This is a genomic window from Actinoplanes sp. NPDC026670, from assembly GCF_040638175.1.
GTDB lineage: Bacteria > Actinomycetota > Actinomycetes > Mycobacteriales > Micromonosporaceae > Actinoplanes.
Map to the genome: position 1 here is coordinate 158,297 of NZ_JBEZXU010000020.1, position 20,031 is coordinate 178,327.

Annotated in this window: 15 protein-coding genes and 1 pseudogene; 5 read left to right on the forward strand and 11 right to left on the reverse strand. The window is 71.6% G+C overall.

The window, feature by feature from the left end:
- Positions 1-5 precede the first annotated feature (5 nt).
- From AB0E94_RS21435 to AB0E94_RS21445, 3 genes are all read left to right on the forward strand, one after another.
- Entirely contained in the window at positions 6-743 is a 738-nt protein-coding gene (locus tag AB0E94_RS21435) for a sigma-70 family RNA polymerase sigma factor (RefSeq protein WP_360328677.1), read from the forward strand.
- Positions 740-1,888, forward strand: a complete 1,149-nt coding sequence (locus AB0E94_RS21440) for a hypothetical protein (RefSeq protein WP_360328679.1) — start codon at positions 740-742, stop codon at positions 1,886-1,888. Before AB0E94_RS21435 ends, AB0E94_RS21440 begins: the two co-directional genes overlap by 4 nt.
- A gap of 234 nt (positions 1,889-2,122) precedes the next feature.
- Positions 2,123-3,088: a glycosyltransferase family 2 protein gene (locus AB0E94_RS21445; RefSeq protein ID WP_360328681.1), complete on the forward strand. Its 966-nt coding sequence runs from the start codon at positions 2,123-2,125 to the stop codon at positions 3,086-3,088.
- An 818-nt stretch (positions 3,089-3,906) separates the two neighbouring features.
- Here the strand turns inward: AB0E94_RS21445 and AB0E94_RS21450 are convergent.
- The gene (locus AB0E94_RS21450; RefSeq protein WP_360328683.1) at positions 3,907-6,174 is read right to left on the reverse strand and encodes an FdhF/YdeP family oxidoreductase; all 2,268 of its coding nucleotides are present in this window, start codon (positions 6,172-6,174) and stop codon (positions 3,907-3,909) included.
- A gap of 93 nt (positions 6,175-6,267) precedes the next feature.
- Complete coding sequence (locus tag AB0E94_RS21455) at positions 6,268-7,464, reverse strand: hypothetical protein (RefSeq protein ID WP_360328685.1); 1,197 nt, start codon at positions 7,462-7,464, stop codon at positions 6,268-6,270.
- A gap of 146 nt (positions 7,465-7,610) precedes the next feature.
- On the opposite strand from AB0E94_RS21455, the gene AB0E94_RS21460 reads away from it, so the two are divergent.
- Positions 7,611-8,615, forward strand: coding sequence for an SDR family NAD(P)-dependent oxidoreductase (locus tag AB0E94_RS21460; protein WP_360328687.1), 1,005 nt, complete (start codon positions 7,611-7,613; stop codon positions 8,613-8,615).
- On the opposite strand, the gene AB0E94_RS21465 is transcribed toward AB0E94_RS21460, so the two are convergent.
- The gene (locus AB0E94_RS21465) at positions 8,569-9,156 is read right to left on the reverse strand and encodes a TetR family transcriptional regulator (RefSeq protein WP_360328689.1); all 588 of its coding nucleotides are present in this window, start codon (positions 9,154-9,156) and stop codon (positions 8,569-8,571) included. The genes AB0E94_RS21460 and AB0E94_RS21465 overlap by 47 nt on opposite strands.
- Before the next feature lie 181 nt (positions 9,157-9,337).
- On the opposite strand from AB0E94_RS21465, the gene AB0E94_RS21470 reads away from it, so the two are divergent.
- Entirely contained in the window at positions 9,338-10,045 is a 708-nt protein-coding gene (locus AB0E94_RS21470; protein ID WP_360328690.1) for a hypothetical protein, read from the forward strand.
- 67 nt (positions 10,046-10,112) lie between these two features.
- Here the strand turns inward: AB0E94_RS21470 and AB0E94_RS21475 are convergent, their stop codons facing one another.
- The 8 genes and pseudogenes from AB0E94_RS21475 to AB0E94_RS21510 all read right to left on the reverse strand — a co-directional run bounded on the left by AB0E94_RS21475 (position 10,113) and on the right by AB0E94_RS21510 (position 19,452).
- Positions 10,113-10,409, reverse strand: a complete 297-nt coding sequence (locus AB0E94_RS21475) for a MoaD/ThiS family protein (protein ID WP_317787402.1) — start codon at positions 10,407-10,409, stop codon at positions 10,113-10,115.
- Complete coding sequence (locus AB0E94_RS21480) at positions 10,406-11,521, reverse strand: exo-alpha-sialidase (RefSeq protein ID WP_360328692.1); 1,116 nt, start codon at positions 11,519-11,521, stop codon at positions 10,406-10,408. The genes AB0E94_RS21475 and AB0E94_RS21480 overlap by 4 nt, the downstream gene beginning before the upstream one ends.
- Positions 11,522-11,615: 94 nt before the next feature.
- Positions 11,616-13,088: a methyl-accepting chemotaxis protein gene (locus tag AB0E94_RS21485; protein WP_360328708.1), complete on the reverse strand. Its 1,473-nt coding sequence runs from the start codon at positions 13,086-13,088 to the stop codon at positions 11,616-11,618.
- A gap of 120 nt (positions 13,089-13,208) precedes the next feature.
- Positions 13,209-14,183 carry a Ppx/GppA phosphatase family protein gene (locus tag AB0E94_RS21490; RefSeq protein WP_360328694.1) on the reverse strand — a complete coding sequence of 325 codons (975 nt, stop codon included), beginning with the start codon at positions 14,181-14,183 and terminating at the stop codon, positions 13,209-13,211.
- Positions 14,180-14,848 carry a response regulator gene (locus AB0E94_RS21495; protein WP_360328696.1) on the reverse strand — a complete coding sequence of 223 codons (669 nt, stop codon included), beginning with the start codon at positions 14,846-14,848 and terminating at the stop codon, positions 14,180-14,182. The genes AB0E94_RS21490 and AB0E94_RS21495 overlap by 4 nt, the downstream gene beginning before the upstream one ends.
- A pseudogene (locus tag AB0E94_RS21500) lies at positions 14,845-16,215 on the reverse strand (DUF4118 domain-containing protein); the annotation flags it as partial. The pseudogene AB0E94_RS21500 and the gene AB0E94_RS21495, both read right to left, overlap by 4 nt.
- A gap of 12 nt (positions 16,216-16,227) precedes the next feature.
- Positions 16,228-18,039: a hypothetical protein gene (locus AB0E94_RS21505; RefSeq protein ID WP_360328698.1), complete on the reverse strand. Its 1,812-nt coding sequence runs from the start codon at positions 18,037-18,039 to the stop codon at positions 16,228-16,230.
- A 174-nt stretch (positions 18,040-18,213) separates the two neighbouring features.
- Positions 18,214-19,452 carry an SLC13 family permease gene (locus tag AB0E94_RS21510; protein ID WP_360328700.1) on the reverse strand — a complete coding sequence of 413 codons (1,239 nt, stop codon included), beginning with the start codon at positions 19,450-19,452 and terminating at the stop codon, positions 18,214-18,216.
- Positions 19,453-20,031: the final 579 nt, after the last annotated feature.

Below are 20,031 nucleotides of genomic sequence, written 5' to 3' on the forward strand. Positions count from 1 at the left end.
GCGCGGTGGGCGACGATGCCGCCGATGAGGAGCGGTTCGACCGGCTGTGGCGGGAGCATGCGGCCGACGTGCTGGCATACGCGCGGCGGCGGGTCGACGGGGAGCAGGCCGACGAGGTCGTCGCCGAGACGTTCGTGATCGCCTGGCGGCGGCTCGGTGACGTTCCGGAGGCGGCGCGGCCATGGCTGTTCGGGGTGGCCCGGAAGGTCGCGGCCAACCTGCGCCGCAGCGAACGGCGCCGGGACGCGTTGCACTTTCGGCTCGCCGAGGAGCAGCGGACCGGCGTCCCCGAGGTGGCCGACGGGCTGGCCGGGGCGGCTCTCGACGAGCTTCCGGCCGACGATCGTGAGCTGCTGATGCTCCTCGCCTGGGACGGTTTGAGCCGGTCCGAGGCGGCGGAGGCGCTCGGGTGCTCCCGGGCGACGGCGGCCGTGCGGCTGCACCGGGCCCGGCAACGCCTGAAAGCCACCATGAAACGCCTCGCCGACGACACCGCCGACATCGCCGACATCCGGCCGGTTGAAACGCGGCCGGCTGACATCCCGCCGGCCGAAGCCCGACCGAGTCGCATCCCGCCGGCCGAGGCCCGGCCGGGTGGCATCCCGCCGGTCGCCGCGGCCCCTGAAGCCCGGCCGGGTGGCATCCCGCCGGTCGCTGCGGACCGTGCGGATTCCGGTCGCCGGGTTCCGGGGGCCCGATCCGCTGAGACCTTTCCCGTCACCGCGCCCGGAGGCCCGCGATGAGCCGTGACCGACTGCCAGCTCCCCTGCCCACCCTGCTCACGGCGAACCCGGTTCCGGCCGCCGAGCCAGGCGACGAGGAACGGCTCGCCGCGATCCGCGTCGCCGTCGACACCCGGCGGGCCCTGACTGCGGCGCCCGTTCACAGTGGCGGCGGGCTGCTCCGGGCGCTGCTCACCGGGCGGCGGCTCGCCCTGCTGGCCGGGCTGACCGTGGTCGCGGTCAGCGTGCCGCTGGGCATCACCATCGCCGGGCCCGGCATGCACGACCGCGGCGAGGACGGCCTGATCACCGCGGCGGTCGCCGCCGACGGCACGCTCAGCTGCGGCGGCGTCCACGAGGGCTATGCCAAGCCGATCCGGCCCGGCCAGTCGAAGGTGCGGCTGTTCCCGACCGTGGTGCCGGAGGGCTGGCAGCTCGTCGACGTCTTCGCCCGCGATTCGACCGGGCCGGCCGCCTGCATCACCCCGTCCCTGGTCGCCTCGGACCTCGACGGCCAGGGCGTGATGCGGGGCGGCGTCTCGGTCAGCGGGCCGGTCGACCGGATCTCGTTCGAGGACGGTGGCGTCCAGCCGGTCCCGGCGCCGGTCCGCGTCGACGACGTTCTCAACGGCCGACCAGCCGTCCGGTACGAGTTCAGCCGGGACGACACCGTCGACTACTCCTGGATCTGGGCCGACGACCGGGGCAAGCACTGGCAGGCGTCGGTCACCGGCTACCCGCTGGACCGGGCCAAGGAGCTGATGACGGCTGTCGAAACCGACGGCAACCAGGTGTTCTGGGCTGCCGGCAAGGCGCCGGATCTGCGGGTCGTGCACCAGCGGACCGGCCGGCCGTACCCGGCGGAGACCTCCTTCCAGAACTGGTACATCAGGTTCAACGTCGGCGGCCGGGAACGCACCGTCTCGGTCGAGAGCGACCGGCTGGTCCCACTGGCCGCCGAGCTCCGGACCGGGCTGCGGCTTCGTGAGCTGGCCGGGCAGCCCGAGATCGACTTCTCCGGGCAGATCTACTACGAGCCGCAGGCGGGCATCCGGGCCATCGCCGAGGTGGAGGACGACGCCGACGACGTCCGGGCGATGCTCGCCGGCCTCCGGCAGCTCTCTCCCGACGATCCGCTGCTCGGCCGCTATGCGCTACGGGAGTGAGGCTCGGCGCCGGTCTGACTTTTCCTCGCGACGATCACTCCGGGTAAGGCTGAAGCCACTCCTCGGAACCGGGGCTCGGAGGAATGGATTCGTTACTCACCGGAGTTGCGGAACGGGCGATTCACGAGCGACCGGACTCACAGATTCGCCATCGACAGGAGCCCGAATCCACAGGTTCACCACAGGAAAGTCCGCCAGGCTTCGCCACTCCCCCCGCACCAAGGAGCCGACCCCGTGGAGCCCAGCCGCAGCACCGACGACGTCAGCATCGTCATCCCGACCCACAGCGAGAAGCGCTGGGCGTCGCTCACCAGGACGATCGCCTCCGCCCACGCCCAGACCCACCCGGCCGCCGAGATCGTGGTCGTGGTCGACCACAATCCGGCGATGGCCACCCGGGTGCGGGCCGAGTTCCCGGGCGTCACCGTCCTGGAGAACGCGTATGCCCGGGGCGCCTCCGGCAACCGCAACACCGGCGCCTTCCACACCCGGACGCCGTTCATCGCTTTCCTCGACGACGACACGGTGGCCAGCCCGAGCTGGCTGGCCGGGCAACTGGCGCCGTTCGCCGACCAGTCGGTGGTCGGCACCGGCGGCGGCATCATCCCGGCCTGGGCGAAGACCCGGCCCACCTGGATGCCCGACGAGCTGCTCTGGGCGGTCGGGGTGTCCTACACCGGGATGCCGACCCGGACCGCCCAGATCCGTAACGTGTGGTCGGCCAACATGATCGTGCGGCGGGACGCGTTCCTCGCGGTCGGCGGCTTCCGTACCGGGTTCGGGAAGCTGGGCGACCAGAACCGGCCCGAGGACACCGAGCTGTGCCTGCGGATGAGCTCGGCCGCCGGCGGCCGCTGGATGTACGTGCCGGACGCCACCATCGACCACGAGGTGCCGGCCGAGCGGTCGACGTTCGGGTTCCTGATGCGGCGCTGCTACGCCGAGGGCCGGGGCAAGGTGCAGATGGCCGGGCTGATGCCGAAGGACCAGGAGCTCGGCGCGGAGAAGGACTACCTGCGGCGCACCCTGCCCCGGGCGGTGGCCCGCAACCTGGCCGACGCCGGCACCGGCCGCGGGATGTACCACGCGTTGCGCGCCGCGACTGTGGTCGCCGCGGTGGCGGCAGCCGCCTGGGGCGGCGGCGTCGAGACGCTGGCCGCCGTCTTCGAGGGCACCGCGGCCGGCGACGGCACACTCTGACAACCCCGGCCGGTCGTCACCGCCGATCCTGAAGTTTGATCAATAACCTCGCTACCAGCAGATACGTGCCGCCGTATCGCCATCACGAGGCGTCGCCCGAGGCCTGCGAACCGGCCTCGATCCTTTCGCAGGACGTGCCGAGGGCGGCGCCCGGGTCGGAGTCGTCAACCTAGGGATCTTGCACGAGTTTGCCCACCCGCGGCGATCTCGCACGATCCGTCACGCCCCGGGGTGCCAGCCTCGTAGATCTTGCACTGCTCTCCACCCTCGCGGCGACCGTGCCCGGCTCTCCACGTCCTGGGATGCCAGCCTCGTAGATCTTGCACTGCTCTCCACCCTCGCGGCGATCTTGCCCGGCTCTTCACGCCCTGGGGCGCCAGCCTCGTAGATCTTGCATGGTTCTCCACCTTCACAGATCTTGCATGGTTCTTCACGTCTGGGCGTGGTTTGTCGTGCAAGGTCTACTGCGCCGGAGAGACCTTGCAGCTTTCTTCCCGTCGGGACCCGGAAAGGGCTGCAAGATCGGCGCGGGGGTGAATATTCGTGCAAGATCGGCCCGAGGTGGATGTTCGTGCAAGAACGCCTCAGGGTGGATGGTCGCGCAAGAACGGCCTCGAGGTGAATGTTCGTGCACGAGCGGCCGGGATGGATGTTCGTGCACGAGCGGCCGGGGTGAATGTTCGTGCACGCGCAGCCGGGGTGAATGTTCGTGCACGAGCGGCTTGGGGACAGGTTGGGTGGGCGTCTTCTGGATCAGCCGGGTGGTCGGCACCGCTGTCTCGGGCGGGCTGGGACAGCGGTGACGACCAGCCGGGGGCTCACTCCGGGGTGGGGCGTTCCAAGCGGACCTGGACCCACTTCGAGGTGGGGGTGCCGCTCTCCTCGGCCTGCGAGTCGAGTGGGACCAGCGGGTTCGTCTCCGGGTAGTAGGCGGCCACGCAACCCTTCGGGGTGTCGTACTCGACCAGGCGGAACCGTTCGGCCCGGCGCTCGACACCGTCGGACCACTCGGAGACCAGGTCGACCAGGTCGCCGTCGGTGAAGCCCAGTTCGGCCAGGTCGGCGGCGCTGATGAAGACCACCCGGCGGCCCGAGGTGATCCCCCGGTACCTGTCGTCGAGCCCGTAGATCGTCGTGTTGAACTGGTCGTGGCTGCGCAGCGTCTGCAGCACGAGCCGGCCCTCGGGAACGGTCATCACCTCGAGCGGGCTGACCGTGAAGACGGCCTTGCCCTCGATCGTCGGGAAGGTCCGCGAGTCGCGCGGCGGGTGCGGCATGGTGAAGCCGCCGCCACGGATCTTCGCGGCGTAGTCGTCGCAGCCCGGGACCACCCGGCCGATCCGTTCCCGGATCTGTTCGTAGTCGGCGGCGAACTCGCCCCACGGGATGTCGTGCCGGTCGCCGAGCGCGGCCGCCGCGATGCCGCAGACGATGTCGATCTCGGAGCGCAGCAGCGGCCCGACCGGTTCGGAGCGGCCGCGGGAGGCGTGCACCGCGGACATCGAGTCCTCCACGGTGATCCGCTGCACCCGGCCGCCGGTCAGGTCCTGCTCGGTGCGGCCCAGGGTGGGCAGGATCAGCGCGGTGCGGCCGGCCTCCACGTGGCTGCGGTTGAGTTTGGTGGACACCTGCACGGTCAGCGTGGCGTTGCGCATCGACGCGGCGGTGACCTCGGTGTCGGACATGGCGCCGACGAAGTTGCCGCCGAGCGCGATGAACACCTGCGCCTTTCCGTCACGGAACGCCCGGACCGTGTCGACCGCGTCGTGCCCGTGCGCACGGGGCGGCTCGAACCCGAACTCGTCACGCAGCCGGTCCAGGAACAGCGCCGACGGCTTCTCCCAGATGCCCATGCTCCGGTCGCCCTGCACGTTGGAGTGCCCGCGGACCGGGCACAGCCCCGCGCCGGGTTTGCCGATCATGCCCTGGAGCAGGGCGACGTTGACGAACTCCTTGATCGTGGCGACGGCGTTGCGGTGCTGGGTGATGCCCATCGCCCAGCAGTGCACGATCCGCTCGGCGCCGGCCAGCATGTCGGCCGCGGCCTCGATCTCGTCCCACGTCAGGCCGGTGGCGGCGAGCACCTGCGCCCGGTCGATCTCGGCGACGTGCGCCGACCACTGTTCGAACCCGACGGTGGACGTACCGATGAACTCCTTGTCGGCTACGCCGCGCCGCAGCAGCAGGTGGCCGATCGCCTGCCAGAGGGCCAGGTCGCCGTTGGAGCGGATCCGCAGCAACCGGTCGGCCAGCGGGGTGCCCCGGCCGGCCAGGCCGCGCGGTTTCTGCGGGTTGTCGAAACGGATCAGCCCGGCCTCCGGCAGCGGGTTGATCGCCAGGATCTTCGCGCCGTCGCGTTTGGCGATCTCCAGGGCGGTGAGCATCCGCGGGTGGTTGGTGCCCGGGTTCTGCCCGGAGACCACGATCAGGTCGGCCTGGTGCAGGTCGTCGAGGGTGACCGAGCCCTTGCCGATACCGATGGTGCGCATCAGGGCGGTGCCGGTCGACTCGTGGCACATGTTCGAGCAGTCCGGCAGGTTGTTGGTGCCGAACGCGCGGGCCAGCAGCTGGTAGAGGAACGCGGCCTCGTTGCTGGCCCGCCCCGAGGTGTAGAAGGCCGCCTGGTCCGGGCTGTCCAGCTGCCGCAGATGGGATCCGATGACGTCGAACGCCTCGGCCCAGGAGATCGGCTCGTAGTGGGCGCCGCCGTCGCGTCTGATCATCGGGTGGATGAGCCGGCCCTGTTTCTCCAGCCAGTGGTCGGTGCGCCCGGCCAGGTCGGCGATCGAGTGCTCGGCGAAGAACAGCGGGCCGACGGTGTCGCGCTGCCCCTCCCAGGAGACCGCCTTCGCCCCGTTCTCACAGAACTCGGCGGTGTGGCGCTTACCTGACGGGTCGGGCCAGGCGCAGCTCATGCAGTCGACGCCGTCGTGCTGGTTGAGCACCGACAGGTTGCGGGCGGTCTTCTTCACACCCATCTTGCGTACGGCATTGGCCAGGCTCAGCCGGACCGCCTCCAGCCCGGCCGCGTGATCGGCCGGTGGGCCCACCCGCAGATTGACCTCTTCGTCGTCCAAAGCTGGCATCGGACCTCCCGGACTCACCGCCGTACGCCGCATGCAGTCTCTCCTGACGAGCCTGCTCCCCGGCGAGCGGGATCGGCAACCTATGCATGCCGGTCAGTCCGCGCGGTGCTCCCGCAGCTCGGCGAGGACCGCCGGCGCCGGCCAGTCGTCGACGCGGTAGCGGGCCGGGGCGAGCAGTGGCTCCGGGGTCAGGCCGGCGTGTTCCTCGGCGATGTGCCAGGGGACGCGGAAGTCGACGCCGCCGTCCGGGTGGGCGAAGGCGATCGAGTCGGCCCGGGGCAGCAGCGCGCTCACCCCGGCGGGCCAGGTGGCGATGGTCTCGGCCGGGCCGCCGCCGGGTGGCTCGACCGCGATCAGGCGGCCGATGTGGGTGTCGACGCCGGCTTTCGCGTACTGCCCGGCCAGCCATTCGGTCTGGTTGGAGTACTCGGTGAGGGCGAGGACGGCGTCGGCGCGGCGGGCGACGGCGTGGTGCGGGTGGGCCGGCGGTGGGGAGTACGGCACGCTGCGGCCCTGTGGCCCGGCGACGTATCCGACTGGTGAGAGGTAGCGAACCGCCTCGCCGAAGCTGTGCTCGACGACGGCGTACAGCTGCTCGATCCCGGTCTCCGGCAGTGGCGCCACCAGCAGGGTGTTGTTGTCCGGCGCGAAGGCGACGACCGGGCCGCCCATCCGCTCGCCGACCTCGGCCAGCCAGCCCGGCGACAGCAGCAGCGACGTGAAGTAGCCGTCGCCGTCGTCGAGCATGCTGACCGCGGAGCGCCACTCCCGGTCCAGGCTGTCCCGGGCGATGCCGGCCAGATTCTCCCGGGCCACCGTGAACACGTCGGCGACGTCGACGCCCCATTCCTCGACCCGGTCGGGGAGGATGTACGCCATCGCGTCGGGGGCGTCGATGACGACCAGCTCGCGCAGGAACGGCATCGCCGGGCGGGACAGCGGTGGTCGCATCCCGGCCGGCCCGGCCACCCCGAACGTCACCGGGCGCAGCACTGGGCGCAGCTTCGGGCGTACCGTCTCCCAATCGTCCTCGGGCATCGGCGTCATGAGCCGCAGCAGTTTCTCGAGCCGTTCCCGGCGTTCCGCCGGGGAGGCGCCGGCCGTCTCGCGATAGACGTTGGCGAGGTAGAGGTGGGCGGGGCTGTCGGCCCCGGTCCGGTGGATCGCGATGGCGAAGTCGTCGGCCTGGTAGACCGCACGCTCGACGCCCGGGGTGCGCCGGGCCACCCGGAGTGCGAGCTGGGCGAACCGGCGACGGGGCGAACCGGCGAACCTGTCCAGCAATCCCATTGGAGGACCCTAACGGACTTCCGGTCCGGCCATCGGCCTGCGGGTGCGGCGCCGGCCGCTCGTCGCGGAAAACCCGGGGTTACCCCGGCCACCGAAGTAAACTAAGTTCACTTCCGCCCCGCATCCTCTGTCGAAGGGACCCCGAGATGACGACGAAGCCGCTGACCGCCGCGAGCACCATCGGCGAGTGGCTGGACCACCCGGAGGGCGGCCCCGCGCTGGGCGAGCTGCTCGCCGCCGGTGGCGCCGACCCCTCGATGCTGGCGCCGATCCGGGGCCTGCCGCTCCAGCAGATGGTCGAGCTGAGCCAGGGCAAGATGCCGCAGGCCGTGATCGACGAGCTGGTCCTGCGGGTCAACGGCGGTGTCATGCCGGAGGCCGCCGAGAAGACCGGCTGGAAGGAGCAAATCGTGGCGGGCCGGTTCACCGGCCGGACCGTGATCGTCACCGGCGCCGCCTCCGGAATCGGCCGGGCCACCGCGTCCCGCATCGTGCGTGAGGGCGGCCGGGTGATCGGCGTCGACATCACCGACGGCAAGCTGAAGGAGACGGCCACCGAGCTGGGTGACTCGTTCGTGGCGGTGACCGCCGACATCACCAGCGCCGACGACGTGGCCCGGGTGGTGGCCGCGGCCGGCGACCGGATCGACGGCCTGGCCAACGTGGCCGGTGTGGTCGACGACTTCAGCCCGATCCACGAGACCTCGGACGCGGTCTGGGAGAAGGTCTTCGCGGTCAACGTCGACGGGCTCTTCCGGCTGACCCGCGCGGTGGTCCCGGCCATGCTGGCGGCCGGGCGCGGCGCGATCGTGAACATCGCCTCCGAGGCGGGGCTGCGCGGCAACGCGGCCGGGGTCGCCTACACCGCGTCCAAGCACGCGGTCATCGGCATCACCAAGAACATCGCCTTCATGTACGGCCAGAAGGGCATCCGCACCAACGCGGTGGCGCCCGGCGGCGTGGCCACCGGAATGGCCCCGGTCAGCCAGTCCGAGTTCGGCCGCGGCCGCACCGGCCCGTTCCTCCAGCTCATCCCGGGTGTGGCCCAGGCCGAGCACCTGGCCGCGTCGATCACCTTCCTGCTGAGCGACGACGGCGTGAACCTCAACGGGGTGGTGCTGCCGTCGGACGGTGGCTGGTCGGTTCAGTAGGGCCGGCGAGGGCCTGCTGGAGCAGCGCGCCGTAGTGGGCGATCAGCGCCGCGCGGTCGGCCGACACCAGGCCCTCGTCCTCGACCACCCATAGGGCGTAGAGCAGGCCGCCCACCAGGGACGCGGCGATCCGCGCCCGGACGTCGGCGTCCGGGCCGGAGAGCCGGGCCCGCACCGGGCCGACGAAGCTGTGCTCGTGGATGGCCTGGAGACGGACCTTGATCTGGGCCTCGTTGCTGCCCCGGACGAGCGCGAGATAGACCCCGCGGATGTCGTCGTCGGAGAGCAGCCTCTCGATGAATCGCGCACCGAACCGCTCCAGCGGGACGTCGAGCAGCGGCTCGTCGTCGATGGTGAACTGCATGGTGTCGAGGAACAGCAGTTCCTTGGTGCCGAAGTGCCGGATCACCAGTGCCGGGTTCGTCACCGCCTGGGCGGCGATGTCGCGAACCGAGGTCCGAGCAAAACCACGCTCCCGGAACAGACGGGCCGCGGCGGCACGAATCTCCTCGCGAGTCGCCTCGCCACTGCGCCTGGCCATGCCCCCGATCGTAGGCCGCCGGTCGCCCCACCAGCCCCGGCAGGTCTCGTGAGTCACGTTCGGGTGGCCCGGAAGGGCCAAGGCGGACCCGGTCCGAGGTACTTCCCACGAACCCCGCCCCACTTTCCGAACGTCGTGCTGGGCTATGCGGGACACAAGCGACGTAACGGAAAGGTCTGACATGCGAAAAACCACTCAAGGACTGATCACCGCCTGCGCCGGCCTGGTCGCCGGAGCCGCGTTCGGGGCCACCCCGGCGCTCGCCGGTCCGGGCTGGTGGCCGCCCGGTCACGTCCTCGGCTCCTACAGCACGCTGAGCGACTGCGGCGGCTACGCGTCCTCGCTGTCCCTGTGGGATGACGACTACAACTGCGACTACCGGCCACAGAGCATCGGCACGCCCTATGTGCTCGTCATCCAGAGACCGGTGCAGATCGTCCAGCCGGCTCAACCGGTGGTGGACTACGAGCCCGCGCCGGTGGACGAGGAGCCGATCGCCGAGGAGCCGACCGGCGGCGCTCTCGCCGACAAGCCGATCAAGGCGCACAAGGCGACCAAGGCCCACAAGGCGAACAAGGGACACAAGGCGAACAAGGCGACCAAGGGCCAGGCCATGTCCGAGGAGCCGATGGCGTCCGAGGAGCCGGGCGTCGGCGGCGGCAACCAGTGCGTCAACGTCGCGTCGACCTGCGGCGGCGCCGGCGTCCTCGCAGCGCCGTACGGGGTTGCGCCGGTCGGGGTCGTGCCGCTGGGTGGCCCGGTCGTCGTCGGCGGCCCCTACGTCCGTCCGTGGGGCGGATACGGCGCGTGGGGCGGCGGCCACGGCGCTTGGGGCGGGCACGGGCACCACGGTCACTGGGGCGGCCACGGACGCGGCCCCTGGCACTGAGCTGATCCCTCGCCGAAACGCGGCGGCCGGGCTCCCGCCCGGCCGCCTTTCGCGTGTCGGCGCAGGGTCAGCCGCCGGCCATCGCCCCGACCACCAGGAACGGCTCCTCCCCCTGAGCCACCCGGTCCGGCAGCGCCGCGTCCGGTGGCTCGTTGGACAGGTCCTCCTCGCAGGCGAAGAAACGCACCAGCGCCCGCCGTTTCCCGGTCCCCCGGTCCCGCATGGTGCCGACGAGCATCGGGAACTTCGCCTCCACGGCGTCGAGCACGTGCCGCTGGGTCACCTCGCCCGGCACCTCGACCCGCACCTCCCCGGTCACGTGGGCCAGGGTGCGCAGGTGCGGCGGAAGGATCACCCGGATCACGGGAGCACCTGGACTTCCACCGAACAGATCGGCGGCAGGTCGCTGACCAGGGCCTTCCAGGTGTCGCCGCTGTCCGCCGAGCCGTACACCTGGCCGGCGCTGGTGCCGAAGTAGACGCCGCACTCGTCGAGCGTGTCCACCGCCATGGCGTCCCGGAGCACATTGACGTAGCAGTGCTCCTGCGGCAGTCCGGCGGTCAGCGGCTCCCACTGCTCACCACCGGTACGGCTGCGGTAGACCCGGAGCTTGCCGTCCATCACGTAGTGCAGCGAGTCGCTGGTGATCGGCACGACGTAGATCGTCTCCGGCTCGTGGGCGTGCACCGCGATCGGGAAGCCGAAGTCGGTCGGCAGGTCGCCGCTGATCTCCCGCCAGTTGTCGCCGGCGTCGTCGGAGCGCAGCACGTCCCAGTGCTTCTGCATGAACAGGGTGTCCGGCCGGGACGGGTGCTGGGCGATCCGGTGCACGCAGTGGCCCGTCTCGGCGTCCGGGTCGGGGATGCCGCCGCTGACCAGGCCACGGTTGATCGGCTTCCAGGTGACCCCGCCGTCGTCGGTACGGAACGCGCCGGCCGCCGAGATGGCCACGAAGATCCGGTCCGGGTCGACCGGGTCGAGAATGATCGTGTGCAGGCACATGCCGCCGGCGCCGGGCTGCCACTTCGGGGCCGACGCGTGGGTGCGCAGGCCGGTCAGTTCGACCCACTTCTGGCCGCCGTCGGTGCTCTTGTAGAGGGCCGCGTCCTCGGCGCCGGCGTACACGACGTCGAGCTCGGTACGGGACGGCTCCAGGTGCCAGATCCGTTTGAACTCCCACGGGCGCGGGGTCCCGTCGTACCAGAGATGGTCGCCGACCTCGCCGGCGTAGGTGAAGTCGTGGTCGACCTGCTGCCAGGTCGCCCCGCCGTCGTCGGACCGCTGGATCAGCTGGCCGAACCAGCCGCCCGACTGCGACACGTAGATCCGGTCCGGGTCCACGGGTGACCCGTTGGCGTGGTAGATCTCCCAGCCGCCGAAGTGCGGCCCGTCGACCTTCCAGTCCTGACGGGCATTGTCCGAGGTCAGGATGAACAGTCCCTTCCGGGTCCCGACCAGCAATCGAACACCGCTCATGTTTCACTCCCCTCGAAGATTCGCTCCTTGACGCATCATGCTGTGCCCTGCGTCACCTCGGGGCAGTCTAGGACGAATGTTCGATCGGAAGGGGTCAACCCTGTAGCGCGCGGGCCATCTCGGCCTGCTCGGCGAGCACGTCGTTCATCCGGGCCTGCACGGCGTCCATCTTCCCGATCGTCTCGCTCGTGGTGTGGATGCCGTTGGCGACCGTCTCCGCGCTGGACTGGATCCCGGCGATCTGGTCGGCGACCTTCTGGGTGGCCTCCGCCGTCTCCCGGGCCAGCTCCTTGACCTCACCGGCGACCACCGCGAAGCCCTTGCCGGACTCCCCGGCCCGGGCCGCCTCGATGGTCGCGTTCAGGGCGAGCAGGTTGGTCTGCTCGGCGATCGATGAAATGATCTTGATGACGTCGCCGATCGCGGCCGACGCCTGCCCGAGCGCCGCCACCTCGGCGGTCATCGCCGACGCGCGGGTCACCGCCTGCTCGGCCACCGTGGTCGCGTCGTCGCTGGCGCTACGCAGCCGCTGCACGGTGTCCAGCAGGTCACGGGCGTTGGCGGCGGCCCGCTCGGTGCCGCGGACCACGTCGAGCCGCTGCGACACCAGCTGCTGCACGTTGCGCAGCGCGGCCGCCCGCGACTCGGACAGGTCGATGTACTCGGTGGTGAAGAAGTCCATGGTGCCGACGACCTTGTCGCCGCTCATGATCGGGAAACAGACGCCCGAGCGCACCCCGGCCCGCTGCGCGGCGGGCGCCCGCACACAGTCGGTGACCTCCGCGAGGTCCTTGACGAAGACCAGGTCACGGGCCCGCCACGCACGGCCGGACAGGCCGACCCCCTCGGCGAACTCGGCGGCCAGGGTGACCCGGCGGAACTCGTCGCCGGCCGAACCCGACTCCAGGTGGAACTTGAGCACGTTCAGGTCGGAGTCGATCTCCCAGAACGAGCCGTAGGCCCAGCCGAACGCGGTCCGCACCGCGTCCAGGGCGGCCCGGATCGTGGTCGCGCTGTCCGACGCCGCCCCGACCCGGGTGACCACCGTGGTGACCGCCTCCCGGTCGGTGGCCACCTGCCGCAGCTCGGCGGCGGCGACCGCGGCCGACCGGGCCTGCTCGGCGACCCGGGCGATGGCCGCGAACTTCTCCTTACGGCCGGCGTCGGCGTAGATCGGGGTCGGCGAGTAGTACTCGAGGACCGCCAGCACCTCGTTGCCCTTGAGCACCGGCAGCATCATCGCGGCGACCATGCCCGCCTTGGCCGCGGCCTGCCAGCGCCGGCATCCGGTGGCCCGGTCCGGGTCCTCGTCGAAGACCGCGGCACGGCTCTGCATCGCCTTGGTCACCAGCTCGGGCTCGGTCACCCCGGCCAGCTGCGACTGGAGCGGGCCGCACTCGTGCAGGCGCCGCAGCTTGTTCAGGCCGTCCGGCACCCAGACCGCGCCGTACCCCATCTTGTTGAACTGGACCATGCTCTCCACGGTGATCCGCCAGGCACTGTCCTCGTCCGTCGCGGTGTCGAGAGCCAGCACCAGCTGCTCCAGGGCCTCGACGTCACGCGGCATCGGGCGGGCCGTCTCGGGGGCTTCCGCACGTGAACCGAACAACCGCACGTTGTATCTCCTTGGCCGACACGGAAGAACCGGACACCTGAGATATCGGCCCGCGCGCAGGAAGGATGAGCCTCAATCCCAGGGCACCCAGGCGGCGTTGACCAGCGGTGTCTGCCGGGCCTCCAGCTCACGCAGCAGGATGCCCTCGCGCAGCCCCCACGGGCAGATGATCAGCGACTCGACCCCGAGCCGGCGCATCACCTCGTAGGCGACGATCGCGCCGGCCAGGATCTGCCGGGCCCGGTGCGGGGACACCCCGGGCAGGTGCGACCGCTTCGGGCTGGGCATCGCGGCCAGCCGGTTGATCCACGGCCGCAGGGCCGAGGCGCGCAGCTCCCGCGGCACGAACGGGCCGAGCCGCAGCGGCGCGGCGCCGGCCAGCCGGGCCAGCTGCTGGAAGGTCTTCGAAGCGGCCACCGACGTGCGCGGGGCCTCCCAGGACGTACGGGCCGCGACCTCGGCGAACTGCTCCCGCACGTGCCGGCGCAACCGCCGGACCGCCCGGGGCGAGGGCGGGTCGCCGTCGGTGAGGAACTCCCTGGTCAACCGGCCCGCGCCGAGCGGCAGCGACATCGCCGACTCGGGCAGCCGGTCCCGCCCGAACGCCACCTCCAGACAGCCGCCGCCGATGTCGACCATCAGCATCGGACCGGCCTGCCAGCCCAGCCAGCGCCGCGCCGCCAGGAACGTCAGACGGGCGTCCTCGATGCCGGTGAGCGTGCCCAGCCGTACCCCCGTGTGCTCTTGAACCGCCGCGAGGACCGCCTCGCGGTTCGGCGCGTCCCGGACCACCGCCGTGGTGTAGGCGAACATCCGGTTCACTCCGGCCCGGCGGGACTCGGCGACCGCCCCGGCGACCGCGTCGAGCATCCGCTCCAGCGCCGCCGGCCCGATCGTCCCGTCGGCGGGCAGCCGGTGCGCCAGCCGGGGCCGCTGCTCCCAGGTGTGCACCGGCAGCGGCAGCCCGGACGCCGCCTCGGCGACCACCAGGTTGACCGTGTTGGATCCGACGTCGAGCACGCCGAGCCGCGGCGCGGCGGCGCTCACGGGCGGAACCGGTAGCCCATGCCGGGCTCGGTCAGCAGGTGCCGCGGCCGGGCCGGGTCGGCCTCCAGCTTGCGGCGCAGGCGGGCCATGTACTGCCGCAGGTAGTTGGTCTCGGTGCGGTACTGCGGGCCCCACACGTCGTGCAGCAGGTCCCGCTGGGTGATCAGTTTGCCCGGGTGCCGCAGCAGGTGCTCCAGCAGCTGCCACTCGGTCGGGGTGAGCCGGACGCCGCCGCTGATCGTGTGCTCGGCCAGGTTGACCTCACGATCGCCGAGGCGCACCACCGGGGCCTCCGCCTCCTCCGGCTGCGAACGGCGGGTCACCGCCCGGATCCGGGCCAGCAGCTCGTCCACCCCGAACGGCTTCGTCACGTAGTCGTCGGCCCCGGCGTCCAGCGCGGTCACCTTGTCGGCGCTGTCGGCCCGGCCGGAGAGCACGATCACCGGCACCGACGTCCAGCCGCGCAGGCCGGCGATCACCTCGGCGCCCTCCATGTCGGGCAGGCCCAGGTCCAGCACGACCAGGTCGGGGTGGTGCTCGGCGGCCGCGCGCAGGGCTGTCGCGCCGTCCGGGGCGGTGTCCACCTCGTACCCCCGGGCCTTGAGGTTGATCCGCAGTGCCCGGACGATCTGCGGCTCGTCGTCGACGACCAGGATGCGGGTCATGCCGGCTTTCCGGCGGGAAGCGTCAGGATCATGGTGAGGCCGCCTCCGGGGGTCTCGTCGGGGAGGAGCGTGCCGCCCATCGCCTCGGCGAGGCCACGCGACAGGGCCAGGCCGAGGCCCACGCCGGTGTGGTTGTCGCGGTCGCCGAGCCGTTGGAACGGCAGGAACACATCCTCCCACCGATCCGCCGGGATCCCCGGGCCGTGATCGATCACACGCAACTCGACCACGTCACCGTGACTGTCTCCGGTCACCATCGGCGGGCGGTCCGGCGGACTGTAGCGAAGCGCGTTGCCGATCACGTTCACCAGCACCCGCTCCAGCAGGCCCGGATCGGCGTGCACCATCGGCAGGTCGGCCGGGACACGCACGAGCACCGCACGGCCGGCCGGGCCGAGATCGTCCAGAGCCGCCGGCACCACCTCCTCGGCGCCCAGGCCGACCGCGGCGACACCGAGCGCCCCGGCCTGCAACCGGCTCATGTCCAGCAGGTTCGCCACCAGGCGGGCCAGCCGGTCCAGCGACTCGTCGGCGGTGGCCAGCAGTTCCGCCCGGTCCTCGTCGTCGAAGGTCACGTCCGGGCTGCGCAGGCTGGCCACCGACGCCTTCGCCGACGCGAGGGGCGTACGCAGATCGTGGCTGACCGCGGCGAGCAACGCGGTCCGCATCCGGTCGGCTTCGGCGAGCACCTTCGCGGTGGCCGCCTCGGCGGCCAGACGTTCCTGCCGCAACGCGACCGCGGCCTGTACGGCGAACGCCTCGACCACCCTTCGATCAGAAGCTTCGAGGGTACGGCCGAACAGCGCCACCGTCAGATTCTGATCAGCCTGGACAGTCGCGTCCGCAGTCCCCGCCCCGGATCCGGGGCGGCCCACCTCGGCCACCGTCACGCCCGACTCCACCAGCGCCACGGTGTCCAGGCCGAACGTCTCCCGCAACCGGTCCAGCAGCGCCGTCAGCGGCCGTTCGCCGGTCAGCACCGCGGTCGCCACCGACGCCAGCGTCCGCGCCTCCGCCGACGCCCGCTCGGCCTCCCGGGTGGTCCGGGCCGCTGTGTCGACGACCCAGCTCACCGCCACCGCCACCAGCACGAACAGCGCCAGGGCGAGCAGGTTGTGGCTCTGCGCGACGGCGAACCGGCCGTACGGCGGGGTGAAGAACCAGTTCAGCAGGAGCGTCCCGGCGACCGCCGCGAACACCGCCGGCCAGCGCCCGCCGATCAGCGCCACCCCGACCACGAGCGCCAGGAACAGCAGGATGTCGATGTTCAGCGGCGGCTCCGGCAACGCCAGCAGCACCCCGGTGAGCAGCGGCAGCGCGGCCAGCGCCACCACCCACCCGGCGATCCGCCGTGCCCGGGACAGAGCCACTCGCTTCTCTCAGCCGGTCAGGCGGACGCTGCTGAGCGTCTGCGGGGCGTCCGAGACGACCCGCAGAATGGTCAGCCCCTCCGCCGGGATCTTGAACGTCTTCGTCTTCGGGACCAGCGTGTACGTCTCGGTCGCCCCGGCCGGCAGCGTCGCCGGCCCGGCCTTGATGGTCCAGAAACTGGCGATCGTGGCGCCGGTGGCCACCGAGAAGTTCGGGCTCACCGGCTCGCCCGAAACGTTCGTCACCTCGACGGTCAGCTCCGGCAGGTTCTGCCCGGCCACCACCGGCGTGCGGACCTCGAAGTCCAGCGGCTGCGGGGTGACGACCGCGATCAGGAACAGCGCCGCCGCCGGGACGAACAGCGCGGCGGTCACCGCTTTCCGCTGCGGCAGGTTGATCCGGAACGCGTTCGCGAAGTCGGCGCGGGTCGTGGTCACCAGCGGGACCAGCCACAACGGCATCGTCAGCAGCCAGTAGCCGTCCTGCGAACGGGTCGACACCATGAAGATCGTCCACGGCAGCACCGCCACCGCCGGGCCCAGCGTGCGCTGATGCAGGGCGAACGCCGCCAGCAGCGCCACCAGCAGGGCGATCGTCGCGTGGCCGTACATGTCCAGGGCCGCACTGCCGCCGATGATGTAGTGGGTGATGCCCATCAGGCCCTGCCCGTGCGGGACAGCGTGCTGCAGCAGCGGCTCGAACACCCCGGTCAGCCAGGCATGCGGCGACTTCACGACGAACGGCAGGCTGGACAGGAAGAACACCGCCAGCGCAGTGCCGCCGTACCGCAGCAGCAGCGTGCACGTACGGGCCAGGCCCAGCTCACCCAGGCGCAGCATGACCAGGCCCACCACCAGGAACAACGCCAGGAACCAGCCCAGCTGATGGATCGAGCACGCGGCGCCCAGCGCGGCCGCGCGCAGCAGACCGTACCGGCCCAGCCGCCCCTCCCGCCCGATCTTCGGCCAACCCCACAGAGCCACACACAGGAACGGAAGAGCGATCACCGAGGGGTACGCGTTGTCGGCGTAACCGGCCAGCGTGCCCAGCCCCAGCACACCCAGCGTCGCGATCGGGCGCAACGGGCGCGGCGCCACCACGAACACGAACACCGCCGTCGCGAACACCGCCAGCCAGGCCACCAGCACGATCCCGGCCATCGACGGGAACAGCCGCTCGAACACCGCCCCGAACTCCACGCCCAGCGGCGGATAACCGAAGTCGAACACGGTCCGGCCGTCCATCAGCTGGGTGGGCAGCGCCGGTTCGATCCCCGGCCACGACGACGTGTACGGGTTGGCGCCCTTCGCCAGCGCCCGCGACGCCGCGTCCATCAGGATGCCCTCGTCGACGGTCAGGTCCTTGGCCCCGGACACCCCCGGCCACGCCGCCACCGTCTTGATCACGATCGCGGTGACCAGCACGCCGACGTCCAGCCGGGCCAGCACCCGATGCCGCGACGCACACAGCGCGATCACCGCCGCCACCAGCATCGTCAGGTACGCGCCGGTCAGCACCAGGGCCAGCCAGGGGCGGCTCATCGCGTTCGCCTGCCAGAACCCGCGGGTCCCCACGACGAGCCCCATCACCGCCGCCACCGAAAGCCCCCGGTGCAGCCACAGGATCAGTTCCGGCCCGGTCGTCCCGGGCACCCCGGCGCTGTCCCGGTCCCCGGCGGGCTCCGGCTCCGGCTCCTGGGTCGTGCCGCTCGCCGGCTCGTCCGGGCCGGCCAGGTCACCGGGCCGGGCCGCCTCACCGCCCGCCGGCTCCCGCTTCACCGTCGCCGCTTTCCGGTCGTCACCCACGACATCCTGAACCACCGGCGCATCCTACTAGCGGCTGAACCACTCCCCGCCCCCGCTGGGGCGGTCAGGGGGCAACCAGCCCGGCGGGCGCGCCGGCCGGCGGGACGCACGGCCTGCGTCGCGGTGTAGCCACGGGAGGGGTGGGCACGGCCGGCGGCGGACCCGGTGGGCGGCCGACGGCGTACCGCATCAGGGGTTGACGATGTTCAGGCCGGCCCACAACGCGGTCACCGCGGCGACCAGGGTGAGGGGCACGGTGGCCGCGCCGAGGCGGAGGAACTCGGAGGTTCGCGGGGCGGCGTCGCGGGCGTGCAGGATGCGGCGCCAGAGCAGGGTGGCCAGGGAGCCGGCGTAGGTGAGGTTCGGGCCGACGTTCACGCCGATCAGCACGGCCAGCAGCAGGCCCGGCGAATGGGCCACCGCGGGCAGCAGGACCAGGGTGGCCGGGAGGTTGTTCAGGACGTTCGCGAGGAGCGCGGCCAGCGTGGCGGCGCCCAGGAGGCCCAGCAGGTCGGGGCGCGCCGGGATCCAGGTGTCGATCCAGTCGCCCAGGCCGTTCGAGCGGACCGCCAGCACCACCACGCCGAGGGCCAGGACGAAGGCGCAGAAAGCCGGATTCGCCTCGGTGAGCAGCGTGGACGGGTGGATGTCGCGGCGGCGCAACAGCGGCACGGCCAGGGCGACCGCTCCGGCGGCGGCCACCCACGCGGGCTCCACGCCGAACGGCTGAAGAGCCACGAACCCGGCCAGCGTCACCGCCAGCACCGTCAGGGCGTAGCGCGGGGCGGGCCCGGGATCACCCGGGTTCGGGGTCGCCGGAACGGCCAGGTCATCGGCGAAGAAGAACTGGAAGATCAGGAACTCGACCAGGATCACCGCCAGCCAGGGCGCCGCCATCAGCGCGGCGAACCCGGCGAACGTCAGGCCGCTCGCGGCGAACGCCAGCAGGTTCGTCAGGTTGGAGACCGGCAGCAGGAGCGAGGCCGAGTTCGCCAGATGGTTGCAGGCGTAGGCGTGCGGGCGATGCCCGACTCCGGCCCGGGCGGCGACCGCGAAGACCACCGGAGTGAGCAGGACGACCGTGGCGTCCAGGCTGAGAACCGCGGTGGTCAAGGCTGCGGCGCCGAAGACAGCGCCGAGAAGACGACGAGGACGACCTTTTCCGGTACGGGCGACAAGCGCGCCGATCCACCCGAAGACACCGTGGCGTTCCGCCGTGAACGCGAGCACCAGAATCGCGGCGAGAAACGCGACAGTGGGCGCCAGTTCCTCCATCTCATGCAGCGCCGCCGAAGGCGTGACCAGCCCGAACCCGACAGCCAGCGCAGCGGCGGGCACCGCGGCGGCGGCCTCGGGCAGCCCCCGGGGCCGGGCGACGGCGAAAGCGAGGACCGCAGCCAGCAGAGCCAGCGCGATGATCATGAGCACGGGAAAAGCCTATGAGCAGCCAACCGGGTCCGCGAGCCGAGCGGCTCACGGTGTGACGAGGCCCGCTCAACCAGCGCCGGAAACCGCCGAGCAACTCGCCACACACATCACCCGAGACCCGCTCGGCCAGCACCGGGAACCGCCGCACAACTCGCCACACACATCACCCGAGACCCGCCGGCCACCACAGCCACACCCGTCACAGTCCCCGCCATACCGACCGGCCACCGCGCCGCATCCGCCGCCCCGACGTCACCTCGAACCCATCGGCCACCGCTGTGCCGCCACGGCGCTCGGCAATCCCCGAATCGAATCGCTCACTCGCTTTGTGGATCTTGCACGGTTCTCTTCGCTGGCGGCGATCTTGCACGAGTTTTCACGCGCGCGCCGATCTTGCAGCCCTTTCCACGTCCGGGCGGGAAGAAAGCTGCAAGGTCTCCCCGGCGCAGGCGACCTTGCACGAGAAAACATGCCCAGACGTGAGCTCGACTTTCGCACTTTTGGGTGGTCGAGTGCGGGTGGCGGCGTGGCGTGGTGAGGTGATCTCGAAAGAGATGAAGCATCGGCGGTTCACTATCT